General features: G+C 41.7%; 8 protein-coding genes and 1 tRNA gene. 5 read left to right on the top strand and 4 right to left on the bottom strand.

Annotated features, from left to right (window positions below; all coding sequences use genetic code 11):
• Positions 1-57 precede the first annotated feature (57 nt).
• A complete protein-coding gene (gene ligD / locus B5X60_RS07830; RefSeq protein WP_079702032.1) occupies positions 58-2,751 on the bottom strand; it encodes a DNA ligase D in 2,694 nt (897 codons plus the stop codon).
• A 218-nt stretch (positions 2,752-2,969) separates the two neighbouring features.
• Here ligD and B5X60_RS07825 point away from each other — a divergent pair, with 218 nt between their 5' ends.
• The 4 genes from B5X60_RS07825 (at position 2,970) to B5X60_RS07810 (ending at position 9,259) form a co-directional block, all read left to right on the top strand.
• A complete protein-coding gene (locus B5X60_RS07825) occupies positions 2,970-3,728 on the top strand; it encodes a hypothetical protein (protein WP_079702031.1) in 759 nt (252 codons plus the stop codon).
• The gene (locus B5X60_RS07820; protein WP_079702030.1) at positions 3,725-6,493 is read left to right on the top strand and encodes a TonB-dependent receptor; all 2,769 of its coding nucleotides are present in this window, start codon (positions 3,725-3,727) and stop codon (positions 6,491-6,493) included. The genes B5X60_RS07825 and B5X60_RS07820 overlap by 4 nt, the downstream gene beginning before the upstream one ends.
• A gap of 283 nt (positions 6,494-6,776) precedes the next feature.
• Positions 6,777-9,194, top strand: coding sequence for a hypothetical protein (locus tag B5X60_RS07815; RefSeq protein ID WP_139377395.1), 2,418 nt, complete (start codon positions 6,777-6,779; stop codon positions 9,192-9,194).
• Positions 9,185-9,259, top strand: a tRNA-Val gene (locus tag B5X60_RS07810). The genes B5X60_RS07815 and B5X60_RS07810 overlap by 10 nt, the downstream gene beginning before the upstream one ends.
• 51 nt (positions 9,260-9,310) lie before the next feature.
• Here the strand turns inward: B5X60_RS07810 and B5X60_RS07805 are convergent.
• Complete coding sequence (locus tag B5X60_RS07805) at positions 9,311-9,760, bottom strand: response regulator (protein WP_079702028.1); 450 nt, start codon at positions 9,758-9,760, stop codon at positions 9,311-9,313.
• A 170-nt stretch (positions 9,761-9,930) separates the two neighbouring features.
• On the opposite strand from B5X60_RS07805, the gene B5X60_RS07800 reads away from it, so the two are divergent.
• Positions 9,931-12,735 carry a S8 family serine peptidase gene (locus B5X60_RS07800; protein WP_079702027.1) on the top strand — a complete coding sequence of 935 codons (2,805 nt, stop codon included), beginning with the start codon at positions 9,931-9,933 and terminating at the stop codon, positions 12,733-12,735.
• Here B5X60_RS07800 and B5X60_RS07795 read toward each other — a convergent pair whose 3' ends face one another.
• Complete coding sequence (locus tag B5X60_RS07795) at positions 12,736-13,194, bottom strand: hypothetical protein (RefSeq protein WP_079702026.1); 459 nt, start codon at positions 13,192-13,194, stop codon at positions 12,736-12,738. It abuts the gene before it with no gap.
• A 185-nt stretch (positions 13,195-13,379) separates the two neighbouring features.
• A complete protein-coding gene (locus B5X60_RS07790; RefSeq protein WP_079702025.1) occupies positions 13,380-13,964 on the bottom strand; it encodes a thymidine kinase in 585 nt (194 codons plus the stop codon).
• Between the last annotated feature and the right edge of the window lie 132 nt (positions 13,965-14,096).

Here is a 14,096-nt window from a genome sequence, read left to right as displayed (position 1 = left end):
AAACACCGGGTTTAAAAAAGTGAAAATAACAAGTTTAAAGAATGGTGTAGAAAGCATTTAAATATCAAAGGTATTTTGAGCTTTTTTTATCACTTTTTCGAGCTCAATTCCTTTTTCAAGAACACCTTTAAATAAGTCCCCCTCAGCTTTCAAACGATCCATGGCGTTGAAAATGGTAAAATGTTTCATTGTCAGTCCCGGTTTCACCTCGTCCCAGTGCAGAGGCATGGAAACCGTAGCTCCCGGTTTTGGACGTAGTGAATACGGCCCGGCAATAGTTGCCCCAGGTCGGTTTTGTAAAAAATCCAGATACATTTTTCCATTTCGTTTAGCAATCATCCGTTCGAGGCTGGTGTACGTGGGAAGCTGTTTGTGAACGATATTGACAATAATGCGCGCAAACATTTGCGATTGATCATATGAATATTTTGCCCCCAGGGGGATGTATATATGGATACCTGTAGATCCCGAAGTTTTACAAAAGCATGGAACGTCGATAGCATCGCAAACTTTTTTAACCTCCCGGGCAGCCTCAATCACCTGATCGAATGTATTTTTGTCTGGGTCAAGGTCGATAACGCAATAATCCGGATTATCTGGCGACTGTATTCGGCTAAACCATGGGTTCATTTCTATGCATCCCAACGAAGCCATCCACAGTAATGTCGCTTCGTCCGCTCCCACCAGATATTCTTTGTGTTCACCTTCACCGTTTACGTAGGGAAATGTTTTTACCCAGTCCGGGGCTTTTCCTTTAACATCCTTCTGATAGAAACTTTGCCCGTGGATGCCACCAGGAAAACGGTTCAGAGACTGCGGGCGGTCTTTTAGGTAGGGAAGTATAAAATCGGCTACTTGGTAGTAGAAATTGAACATATCTCTTTTTGACACACCATCCTCTGGCCAGTATAATTTGCTGAGATTTGTAAATTTAAGATCATGCCCGCAAATTTTTCTGACCTGAGTTTCATCCTTAGGGTTCAGCAGAGTTTTCTTTGTTTTATTTTTTGGCGGGCTTACGGCAGCTTTATGAATAGATTCCTGTTCATCTACAACTACCTCCGTGGACTGAGGAACTTCCATTACAACCTTGCTGGCGGTCTTATCAATTCGCATTCCCTGAAATGATGGATGGCGGAAAACACCATCACTCGTTACCTCTGTAAAAGCAACTTCGCAAACAAGTTCCGGTTTAAGCCAGGTCGCTTTTGCTTTTGGAGGGTTGGGACGGAACCTTGAGGGTTTATTATAATCCGGCTCAATAGAAAAAGGGCTTTTATCGGTAATCAGAGGTTTAAATTGGCTGATCATTTCTTTTTGCTGGGCTAATGAAAAACCAGTTCCTACTTTTCCGACATACTTAAGGTGGCCACGATCATAGACACCGAGTAATAAAGAACTAAATGCCTTGGTAGTGTCCTCATTTTTTGTGTAGCCCCCAATTACAACTTCCTGACGTTTACTTACTTTGATTTTAAGCCATTCCCTTGAACGGACATTCGGCGAATAAGTGCTGGCTGCTTTCTTTGCAATGATGCCTTCGAGCCCCATCTTTTCGGCTGCTTTAAAAAAATCGGTGCCGCTGGCATTAAACACTTTACTCAACCTGATGCTGTCATCATCTGTGGGGAGTACTTCTCTGAGGACCTGTTGCCGCAGCAATAATGGAAGTTCGGTCAGGCTTTTACCCTCATACCATAGAATATCGAATACGTAAAACACTAGTTCACCGTCGGCCTCGCTCCGCCAGTTCTGAAGGTTTCCGAAACTGGAAACACCCTTGTCATTAATAACCATTATTTCCCCATCAACAACGGCATTTATTTTCCAGGTCTCCAGTGTTTTTTTGATGGGATAGAATTTGTCATTAAAGCTTTTGTTGTTCCGTGAGGAGATGTCAACATTGCCGTTTTGTATAAAGGCAAGCGCCCTGTAGCCATCCCATTTTACCTCATATACCCAATCCTGATCATCAAAAGGCTCATCAACAAGCGTTGCGAGCATAGGTTTCATGCCAGCTGGAAATTTTGACTTTCTTGTTTTTTTAAGGATTTCTTTTGCAGTTAATGCCGAGCTAATTGAGGCAGCATCACCTGGTTCTTTAGTTTTTTTTTTGAGAGCTTCTTCAGTCTTCTTTATTGATTCTTCATGCCCGGCTTTCCAAACTTTTTCGCTGGTTTTTTCCATAGATTCAATCGTTTTACCAGACAAGACAGATTTATCTTTTTTTGTAATATCCGTCGGCGAAGCAAAGTCGTCTTTATGTTTAATTAGGAGCCAGCCATTTTCACCCATGCCATTTGTTTTTACCAAAGCGTATTCGCCTTCCACCTTTTTACCCTTCAGCTTTATTTTTAAAGAGCCCTCTTTTAACTGCTTGAGGAGATGTTTTTCCTGTGCTTTTTTGCCTTTTATTTCTTCAATAGGCTCGTAGGTTCCCTCGTCCCACACAATGACAGTTCCTCCGCCGTATTCTCCCTGAGGGATAATTCCCTCAAATAGCCTGTAGTCATAGGGGTGATCTTCCACCATCATGGCAAGGCGTTTAGTCTTTGGATCGGTCGAAGGACCTTTAGGTACGGCCCAGCTTTTCAACACTCCCTCCATTTCCAGCCGGAAATCATAATGGAGCCGGCTGGCGTCGTGCTTTTGAATGACAAACCTAAGTTTCTCCTTATCTTTGCTTTTCCCTGCCTTCGGCTCAGAGGTTTTTGTAAAATCTCGCTTTTTTACGTACTTATCAAGGCCCATTGTTTTGAAATTTAATACGGAGGTGTGGTAGTTTAACACCCGCGAAACCGAAAAGTTTATGGAATTGATTTCTGGATAGCTATGATAACCGTTTACAATGATTATTTACAAAACCTTTGCTTTCATAGAATTTTATTAATAGGTTTAGTAGGGCTGAAATAAGTAAACCTTTAAAGCCAGCCATGACTTTTAACTTTTGAAGAACTTAATCATTGTCAATGAGGAGAATATTTTGGGTTTTTGTTAATATCCTGGCGTTTTCACCTATCTTTTCTAAGGCCCAGCTTATCGCTGATACGACTTCTAACTCCCCTGGTTTAGCAAAAGCATTATCTTATTACATCGCTGCTGTGGGAATCAACGCAGCAATATACTCTGGCAGCGAGAACGTAGAACCCAGGTACCCAATACATGACGGCTATGCATTTTTCGAAACAAATGAACCGGTGCCTGGCGAAATACTTTATGATGGTATTCTTTACAAAGGCGTTATTATGTGGTACGATATCGTTCGGAATGAAGTGGTGGTACAACATCCTACTATGAACTCAAGAATAGCCTTGAACAACAAAAAAGTAAGCTATTTCCGCATAGGAGAACATCCTTTTGTGCCGGTTAACAGGGAATTGCCTGGATCTGCAGATATGCCGGATAAATTCTACAAGGTACTCCATGATGGTAAAACGACGCTCCTTGGCCTTTATACTAAAAATATGTTTGAAGGCATTCAGGAAAGTCATTATGTGACTAATTACGGTAAACAACAAAGCGGGTATTTTCTTCAAAAGAATGGCAGATACCAGCCAGTGAAAAGTATGGGTACGCTATTGAATATCCTCGGGGATAAAAAGCAGGAATTGCAGCAACATCAAAGAGAATTTGAGCAAGATGCGAAAAGTAATAAAATTCGGAAGAAGGAAACTCCTGAACAGTCGATGGTACGGGTATTAACCTATTATGACAAGATCAGCTTATGAAGTTTAATATCTTCCGCCTGGTTGTTATTATTCTAGTCCTCTATTGCAGCAGCGGCTTTTCACAAGATAAAAAGCCAATAAGTGGCAATTTCAAAGATCTTACAATAGAGCAGTTTGCCAAACAGTTGGAAGCACAAACTGGATACAAGATCTATTACGACCAATCGCAATTTGACAGTCTCAGGGTAAATCTTGATGTAAACAACAAGCCCATAAGTGATGTTTTTTCTGAGCTATTCAAGAATACCAATTATTCATTTGCAATTGACAGGAATAATCGAGTTTATCTGACTCGCGGGCGCAGAATCAATACTGAGCTTCCGGCAGGTCTATTCGCTTCACGCAGCCAGGGAGCCATAATTGAGACTCAAATAACTGATCTAGGTACAACTAATGAAGCTGGGCCTGTTATAGCGACGACTGAGAATAAATTGTATGAAGTTGGAATACGCACGTCCTCTTTAACCGGCACAGCAACCCTTAGCGGCGATCTGCGAGATGCTAAGACAGGGGAAGCATTGGTTGGCGCTGCAATTTATGTTGATAATCCCCGTATCGGCACAACATCCGACCAGTTTGGTTCTTATAATCTTACCCTGCCTAAAGGTGCGCACACATTAAATATCAAGGCGATGGGGATAAAAGATACCAAGCGTCGTATCATGTTGTATTCGAACGGAAAGCTGAATTTCGACGTTCAGCCGGAAATAACATCGCTGAGGGAGGTCATCATTTCCGCTGATAAGGTTGCGAACATTAAGGATGTGCAAATGGGTGTGGAGAGGATAAGTATCGCTACAATTAAGCAGGTTCCGGCGGTTTTTGGGGAAGCCGACGTGTTGAAAGTTGTTTTGACTTTGCCCGGCGTGAAGTCGGTTGGGGAAGCCAGCACAGGATTTAATGTTCGCGGGGGGGCAACGGACCAAAATCTTATACTTTTCAATGACGCTACAATTTATAACCCAACCCATTTTTTTGGACTTTTCTCTGCATTTAACCCCGAGGTCGTAAAGAATGTGGAATTGTATAAAAGCAGTATTCCGGCTCGATTCGGAGGGCGCCTTTCGTCTGTTCTTGATGTAAATGGCCGCGACGGAAACATGAAGAAGATAACCGGAACTGCGGGGCTTGGTCTGATCACAAGTCGTATAAACGTCGAAGGGCCGATTGTTGAGGACAAGTCTTCATTTATATTGGGCGGCCGCACAACGTATTCAAACTGGCTGATGAAGCTTTTGCCAGACGACGCCTCTTATAAGGATAGCAAGGTGTCATTCTATGATCTCAACCTGATGCTAACAAATAAAGTGAACGATAAAAATGATCTTTATTTTACGGGGTATATGAGCAGCGATGCTTCTAATTTGAATACAGATACTTTATTTGGATATAAGAATGCTAATTTTTCCATCAAGTGGAAGCATGCTTTCAACGACAAGCTGGTAGCAGTAGCGACAACGGGGCTCGACAAATATTCGTATAACAATCATACCCAAAACAGCAGTGTAAACGCCTACGACCTCGATTTTGGGATTCAGCAGCTGAATGGAAAACTGGATTTTAATTATTTCCTTAATTCAAGATATACAATTGATCTTGGCTTTAATACGATCAGATACATAGTCGATCCCGGGAATTTCCAGCCACGTGGTTCCGAATCCCTGGTGATGCCTGACTTGCTGGAAAGAGAACAAGCTCAGGAAAGCGCACTTTACCTCGGAAATAGATTTGATATCACGCCTGCATTTTCCGTTGATTTCGGTGTCAGGTATTCGATGTTTAATTACCTGGGTCCGAAAAAAGTGAACCAATATGCTCCAAATGTCACCCGCGACCCAACGAGTATTACGGGAACCACTTCATATGCAAAGGGGGATTTAATTAAAACCTATCATGGGCCTGAAGCCCGTTTGTCAGCACGATATGCTCTTACAGAAGATTTCTCAGTTAAAGCAGGATACAACACCCTTAGGCAATATATCCATATGTTGTCCAGTACAACAGCAATTGCACCGACAGATATCTGGAAGCTCAGTGATCCAAATATAAAGCCGCAATATGGGGATCAAGTATCATTCGGACTATATAAAAATTTCAAAGCTAATACCATCGAAACGTCTGCAGAGGTGTACTATAAGCAACTGAAGGATTATTTAGATTATAAAAGTGGTTCGAAGATCGTGATGAACCACGATATCGAAAATGCTGTTTTCAATACAGAAGGGAAAGCTTACGGATTGGAGTTGATGATTAAAAAGTTAACGGGTAAATTCAATGGCTGGCTTAGTTATACGTATTCAAGGACCCTTTTGAAGCAGGATGATCCGAACGCCGGCGAGGTCGTTAATAATGGGGATTACTATCCTTCAAATTATGATAAGCCTCATGACGTAACGCTGATAAGCAATTTTAGAATTTCACACCGTATAAGTTTTTCATTCAACAGTACATACAGCACCGGACGACCAGTGACTGTACCGATAGGTAAATATTTTTATTCGGGATCTTTCAGGGCTTTGTATTCGGACAGGAATGCTTATCGCGTGCCGGATTATTTCAGAATGGATCTTTCCTTGAACGTTGATGGAAATCATCGAGTAAGTCAAACGACACATAACTTCTGGACTTTTGGGGTTTACAATCTTACCGGAAGGAAAAACGCTTACTCTACTTACTTTATCTCAGAGAAGACTGAAATAAAAGGGTATAAGCTTTCTGTATTTGGCAGCGCGATCCCGTTTGTTAATTACAATATTAAGTTTTAATCGTGGTTCGGGCTCTTAAAATAGCAAGTTATATCATTTTGGTCCTCTCCGGATGCCGGGAGCCTTACGATCCCTCTTTAGAAACAGGAGTACTGAATTATCTTGTTGTGGAAGGATTTATAAGCGGTAACGGAAGTACCCACATTCGGCTTTCCCGAACCCAGCAGTTAACCAACCCCATTTGCGTTGATTGCAGGTTAAGAGGAAACAGTACTAAACCGTCGTTTTGGTAGTATCAGAACGCCATTGCAGAAAATTAGAAGTGACGAATGAAATGAGTTATATGAACATTAGACTTCCAGGGATTATGAACAGCCTCCGAGCGATGGCAATCTTTGTAATTTTGCTGATCTCCCTTAATTCAGCGTTGGCTCAGCAGAACTTTACTCAAGTCAAAGCGGCATTTGAAAGATATCAATCGGGTGCATATTATGAGAAGGTATTTATTCACACTGACAGGGAGTTTTATCTGGCTGGTGAATTAATGTGGTTCAAATCATATAATACAGATGCCGCAACAAATAGACCATCGGTTCTCAGTAAAGTTACTTACCTCGAACTTTTCGATGCTAATAAAAAATCAGTACTTCAAACCAAGATTCCTATAAATGGTGGGTCAGGTAATGGTTCGGTCTTTTTGCCCTTATCCTTACAATCAGGAAACTATGTTTTAAGAGCATATACCAGCTGGATGATGAACTTTGGTCCCGACCTGTTTTTTGAAAAAAAGATAACTATACTAAATTCTTTATCTCCAGGGGGCGTGGAACCTGTGTCTGCGTTGAGCTATGATGTTCAGTTTTTCCCGGAAGGAGGAAACCTTCTAGCAAATGTTGAGAATAAAGTTGCATTTCGGGTTACAAATAGCGGAGGATTTGGGGAATCTTTCCGTGGAGCGGTAATTGATGAGCGTAATGATACGGTTGCCAGGTTTCAGCCATTAAAGTTCGGTATTGGTAATTTCTCTTTTATGCCGGCTGCAAACAAGAAGTATCGGGCTATCGTATATGTAAAAGGCAATTCACAGACCGTATCTGCTGAACTCCCAACTGTTCGTACATCGGGTTATAATCTCAAAGTTATCACAGCTGGTCCCGGGCAGGTAAATGTTAAAGTCAATTCCGTTCAAAACAGTGGGCCAGTTTATCTTTTTATACATAATAGGCAGCAAACAAAGGTCGCGGAGGTTGGTGTGATTGAAAACGGGACAGCTTCATTTAACGTTGATATTGCGAAATTAGATGAGGGGATATCTCATTTCACTATTTTTAATTCCGACCTCCGTCCCGTGGCCGAACGCTTATATTTCAAACGCCCGAAAAGACAATTGGCTATTCAGGCTACGACAGATAAGCGCGATTACAGCCAAAGGAATAAGGTGAACATCGGCGTGGAAGCTCAACTGAACAACAGGCCGGCAGAAGCAGATATGTCTGTGGCGATATATAAATTGGATTCCCTGAGTTCGGCTTCAGGAACCGATTTTTTCAACTATCAATGGCTTTCTTCTGAGCTGAAGGGCAATGTAGAACAAGCGGACTATTATTTTCGGGAAAGCGGATCTGAAATTGATCAGGCGCTAGATAATCTGATGCTAACGCATGGTTGGCGTAGATTTCAGTGGACTGACGTATTGAAAGGTCAGGAGCCGGTGATAAATCATATACCTGAATTTGATGGGCATATTATAACCGGCACCATTAAAGATCGCAATACCGGCCGTCCCGCATCTGGTATAATGACATTTTTGTCAATTCCATCTAAGAGGACGCAGATTTATTCTTCGCGAAGTGATGAGAATGGGAAAATCAGGTTCTTCACTAAAGGTCTCCAGGGCCCGGGCGAGGCTGTGGTGCAGACTAATTTAATGCAGGACAGTTCTTATGTGATTGAAATCAGCAATCCATTTTCCGAGGCGCTGCCACAAACTTTGGCAGGTGTATTCAAAGTACCCGGGGTTTCGTATTCCTTATTACAGGATCACCATGTAAATACACAGGTTCAGAACGTATATTTTGCAAACAAGCTTAGAAGTTTTAAAGCATCCTCAGTCGATAGCACTTCATTCTACGGCCAGCCGGAGTTTATTTATAACCTCGATGATTTTGTGCGTTTCAAAACAACGGAAGAAGTTTTGAGAGAGTATGTTCCTGCGGTAGTTATTTTCAGACAACGTAATAATTTTAACGTGGTAGTTGACAAAAAGACAGCTTCCGGACCGGTAGGCTCTGTTCCCTTAATAATCCTGGACGGAGTACCAATTTTCGATCGAGGCAACAAAATTATGGCCTATGATCCCGCTAAGATCCAAAGACTTGAAGTGTCGACTAAAAATTCTTTTCTTGGAGACACAACATTCAATAGTATTGTTAATTTTACATCATTCAAAGGTAACCTGGAGGGTTTCGAACTGGATCCACGTGATTTGGTAATTGATTATGAAGGCTTACAGCTTCAGCGGGAATTTTTCTCACCATTATATGAGACTGAAGTAGAGAGGTCATCACGCTTGCCAGATATGAGGCAACTGTTGTATTGGTCGCCAAATGTCAGGACTGACAAGAACGGGAAAAGCTCAGTAAGTTTTTATACGTCTGACCAGTCTGGAAAATACGTAGTAGTAATTCAAGGAATCACTGCTGATGGTAAGCCGGGAAGCGCTGCAGCAACATTTGAAGTTAATAACAGCCAGGGAAATTAGCTCAGCTGGTTTAGAGCACTACCTCGACAAGGTAGGGGTCGCTGGTTCGAACCCAGTATTTCCCACTTGAACAAAAAACCCCTCAGATCACTCTAAGGGGTTTGTTGTTAATTTCTCTATTCAGGACAATTGTGGAGGTTATATTCTTTCATCAGTGCTCCATGGAGTTGTAGAAGGTAATTAACTGAGATAGGATGCTTAAGAAAATCAATAACAAAGGGATATTTTTCTGCGCGTAGTATATCGCTTTGATCTACAGACTGTGAGGTAATAACAATTTTTGTTTCTTTGAAGAAAGGCCATATCCGGGTGGTGAATTGGTCCATAAACTCCCATCCATCCAGGACCGGCATCTGAAGATCAAGAAAGATAACTTTCGGATAGTTGCCATTTAGATATTCACCTTTATCTACAAGCTGCTGGCAATACCTAAACGCCTCATTACCGTCCTTTTTTTCCACTATCTGCTCGGCGAAGTTTGCTTTGCTTATGGTGCGTTTTAGAATGAATAATGTGATTTCGTTATCATTTACGCACAACACTGTATTTAATTTTTCAAGAAGCATCTTTCGTTTTTCTCCGCTGATGGTTTTTATACGATATCCGCTGAATTAGTGTTTCATTAATATCTATTCATTAACGCAGGATTGATAAATGCGAGACAATTTATCTCCGAAGAGTGTTGATCGTTATACAGTTATGGCCTGATTTTGTTATTTTTGGGAAACGCTGCTATATGAGGAGACTTTTACTGCTAATTTGTTGCTTTCTTGGATTAACAGTATATGGTCAGAGTAATTTGACCAGCAGTCCCCGAACCTTTAAACTTCCCAATGGCGTCGGCGCAAATGACTTTTTACCGAATACGGTTATCATCAAATTCAGAGATGGCAGCAGTATCAATCAGATAAGAGCTGCCACGACTACTCTCACTTCGAATTCTCTTAATATTACTACGGCTGATTTGAAGGATGTTAAGCAACTCTTTAAGGCAACTGTTCAGTCAGCAAATTGGCCGCAACAAACTTATGATCCCTCTAGTAGTATTGGTCTCGATCGAATTTATGAGTTTAGGTTCAGCGGGAGCAATGCTATAGAAAAGGTTATCAATGAGATTCTGGAAAACCCAATTGTTGAATATGCCGAACCAAGCTACATTTATCATACTTCATACATTCCATCTGACCAATTTTATAATTCTTCCCAAAATTATTTAAGGCAAATAAAAGCCGACCTGGCCTGGAATGTGATCAGGAATTCGTCGGGAATTATCATAGCCATTGTCGATTCCGGATCAGATCTGGATCATGAAGATCTCAGACCCAATATCATACTTCCGGGAAAAGATTTGGTGGGTGCGAGTTACACCACCATGATTGAAGACAACGATCCTGATGTTAAAAGTGATTCAACCGATCATGGAGTTCGCGTTAGCGGTCTTGCATCAGCTGTTTCAGACAATGGGATCGGCATAAGCAGTGTTGCGTTTAACGCAAGGCTCCTGATTGTGAAAGCTGGAGCCGATAATAATGCGACTGCGATTTACAGAGGCTATGAAGGAATTAAGTATGCCGCCGACAATGGTGCTAATATTATCAATTGCTCATGGGGTGGTCCCGCAGGAGGTGCTTACGGACAGGATGTTATCAATTATGCGATAGCAAAGGGTTGTCTGGTAATTGCCGCCGCTGGGAATGAGGGGTCGATTGAACCTGAATACCCAGCAGTTTACCAGGGGGTAATGGCGGTAACAAGCGTCGATAACCTCGACAAAAAGAGCAGTTTTTCAAATTATGGATCACACGTTTCTATTTCTGCTCCAGGGGAGACGTTTTCGACTGGGAACAGGAATAATTATACAATTGCACGTGGGACATCATTTTCAGTTCCGCTTGTTTCAGGAACGGCCGCCCTTGTCAAAACCCGGTTTCCAAACTTTGACATGAGTCAGGTAAAAGAACAAATAAGGGTGACTTCCGACAATATCGATGCGGGAAATTTGAACTTTGTCGGTCTGATTGGGAAAGGAAGATTAAATGTGTTCCGGGCGGTGACGGAAAGTCCGCCTTCTGTTCGACATCAAAAGATAACGTTAATTGATAAGAGCCGCGGTTCTATTCCACCCGGGGACACCTTGCGAATATTTTTTGATCTCAAGAATTTTTTATCGCCTGTTTCGGGTTTGGTTGTCCGGCTGAGCTCTGATAATCCCGACGTTCAGGTAATTGATGAACAGGTAAATGTCTCCTCTTTAGGTACCTTGCAAACTCAGGCTATGGTTGGAGCATTCCGCGTTTTTATAAAGCCGGGTGTTTCTGATAATGAGGATGTGATTTTTAAACTCACTTATACTGCGGCTGGCGGGTATAACGATGCCGAGAGTTTTACTATCCGTGTTGCACTTGATTATTTGAACATAAGTGTCAATAAAATTGGAACGACCATAAGTAGTAATGGCAGGATTGGTTTCAGCGGCCCCGAGGGCACAAAAGGCTTAGGATTTACATACATGAATGAGCAGCTGCTGTTTGAAGCTTCGCTGATGATTGGCAGTTCACCTACAAAGGTTTCTAACAATGCCCGGAATGATAAGGGAGGAACCGACGAGCATTTCGTAAAAAAGGTACGGGTCGGTAAATTGGAAGATAGTCAGTCGGCCTTCAAAGCACAATCTGAGTTCGAGGATTCAGCAAATCCATCGCGGGTGAATGTTGGGGTTAAACATACACAGACGGCATTTGCATCCGCACCTGACGATAAATATACTATTGCTGAGTATGAGATCCGAAATACCAGCACTGCAACAATAAGTGGTCTGTATGCCGGAATATTGACGGATTGGGATGTCGATCCGTCTAGTCGTGACGTCACCAGGTTTGATCCCTTAAATCGGCTGGGAATGGTGTTCCCAAAAACAGGAACTGGCAAATTTGCCGGAGTCAAGCTGCTTACCTCTGAATTTGCTCCCTCGTATTACCCGATGTCTGATCAAATAGTTGGTGACCCATCTCAAAGTGGGGGCGGACTAAGTATTTCTGAGAAGTATGAAAGCTTATCCAGCGGCATAAAGGCGACTACACTGGGTGAAAACACGCCGAATGGAATTGACGTAATGTTTGTAAGTGGTTACGGCCCATTAACGATACCGGTAAACGGATCAGTAAAAGTCGCTTTTGCTTTATTAGCAGGGGATAATTTGACGGATTTACAGGCTAGTGCACTGGCCGCGCAAAAGAAATATAACGAGGTTATACAGCCTGGACCTGTTATTCCACAAGATGATTTTATACTGGAGCAAAATTCTCCAAACCCTACGGTTGGATTAACTACAATTAATTTTAGTATTCCGGAACCTGGGATGACTTCGATCATTCTCTATAGTATCACCGGTCAGCAAGTGCGTGAACTTGTTAACTCTAGTTTACCGAAGGGTAATTATACTATAAATTTGGATTCTTCAGGGCTTGAGGCAGGGATTTACGTTTACAGAATGAAGTTCAAAGCGAAGGAAAAAGCCCTTAAGCTTATCGTAGCAAAATAATCACTTCTTTAAAAAGGTTTTCCGCTCAGCGATTATTGAAAGTGGAATTCCTACGCATATTATAAGGATTGTAACTGAAGTTGCTGCGCCGAGATACGTAGATTGCTGAGAGGGGGTGTTTGAAAGCGGAATGATAAGAAATTTCATTATTAACCACACGAAAGTGCCGTAAATCATTAAGATCAACACGTTGTTTTTGATTAAAGAATGCATTTTTGGGTATAAGAAAAAGAATAGGACGGTAAATGCTAGTGCGATGAGGTAGTGGAAAATAAGGCCTGCAAACGCCATCACATAGCCTCCACTGAAGGCTCTGGCTCCGAACACTCCGCTTGCTATAAATTTGAATACTGCCGAAGGCTCCTTGCGGGTATTTAAAATGAATTGGAGACACGCAGCAAGAATATCGAGTGTCCCAACCAGTAAGCCAGCTTTTAGAATCTGATTTAAATTCTTCATTCAGATGATTTTATCTCTAAAATTAAAAAATATCGGAATGATAAATACTTGATACTTTCTTTCTAATTAATGAAAGAATTGCTCTATTTCTTGTCGACGTACATGTTATTCTGGATAGGGTCTCAAGGAATGGAATCATTAATTAAGTGTTGCCTTGAAAAAGGAGAGTCAATGTATCTGATTACCTATATATCTGAACTCGAATTATAACACATCCGGCATCTTGGCTCATAGCTTTCTTTTTCCCCAAGCAGGATTTTTGCTTCGCTCGCAGCGGTTCTGTAGGAATACGTTGCCGGACCACCGCATTGAACGCACACAGCATGAACCTTGGTTACAAGTTCAGCAATAGACATTAATGCTGGCATTGGTCCGAAAGGTCTTCCTTGAAAATCCATATCCAGTCCGGCAATTACCACACGGATACCTCTGTTTGCCAGTTTATTACATACGTCGGGTAATTCATCATCAAAGAATTGAGCTTCGTCAATTCCTACCACTTCTGTATTCGCACCGAGTAAGAGTATGGAGTTAGCGCTTTCAACTGGAGTAGAATGAATCGAGTTAAGATCGTGAGATACTACAGATGTTTCATCATAACGTGTATCAGTCTTGGGCTTAAAAATTTCGACATTTAGTTTGGCAATCTGAGCTCTCCTCAACCGTCTAATTAGTTCTTCTGTTTTGCCCGAAAACATGGATCCGCAAATAATTTCAATACTTCCTCCAAGTTCTTTTCGCCGTTTAAAATTGTGCTCACTAAATAACATCTTATCCTTTCACCCGTTTGTTTAAGACTTCTAATATCTGAATTTCAATGGGAAAAAATGCGTTATTGTAATTATCTTTGAAATATCGATTTAATGCCTGAGAACCAAATAAATGATCTGGTCAGCATATTT

The sequence above is a fragment of the Daejeonella lutea genome (assembly GCF_900168015.1).
Classification (GTDB): Bacteria; Bacteroidota; Bacteroidia; order Sphingobacteriales; family Sphingobacteriaceae; genus Daejeonella; species Daejeonella lutea.
This window is presented reverse-complemented; position numbering and strand designations above follow the sequence as displayed.

What these genes read in the sequence shown, in the direction of transcription:
- ligD (WP_079702032.1), bottom strand. Translation starts at nt 2,751, where the DNA reads ATGGGCCTTGATAAGTACGTAAAAAAGCGAGATTTTACAAAAACCTCT.
- B5X60_RS07805 (WP_079702028.1), bottom strand. Translation starts at nt 9,760, where the DNA reads ATGCTTCTTGAAAAATTAAATACAGTGTTGTGCGTAAATGATAACGAA.
- B5X60_RS07790 (WP_079702025.1), bottom strand. Translation starts at nt 13,964, where the DNA reads ATGTTATTTAGTGAGCACAATTTTAAACGGCGAAAAGAACTTGGAGGA.
- B5X60_RS07820 (WP_079702030.1), top strand. Translation starts at nt 3,725, where the DNA reads ATGAAGTTTAATATCTTCCGCCTGGTTGTTATTATTCTAGTCCTCTAT.
- B5X60_RS07825 (WP_079702031.1), top strand. Translation starts at nt 2,970, where the DNA reads ATGAGGAGAATATTTTGGGTTTTTGTTAATATCCTGGCGTTTTCACCT.
- B5X60_RS07800 (WP_079702027.1), top strand. Translation starts at nt 9,931, where the DNA reads ATGAGGAGACTTTTACTGCTAATTTGTTGCTTTCTTGGATTAACAGTA.
- B5X60_RS07795 (WP_079702026.1), bottom strand. Translation starts at nt 13,194, where the DNA reads ATGAAGAATTTAAATCAGATTCTAAAAGCTGGCTTACTGGTTGGGACA.
- B5X60_RS07815 (WP_139377395.1), top strand. Translation starts at nt 6,777, where the DNA reads ATGAACATTAGACTTCCAGGGATTATGAACAGCCTCCGAGCGATGGCA.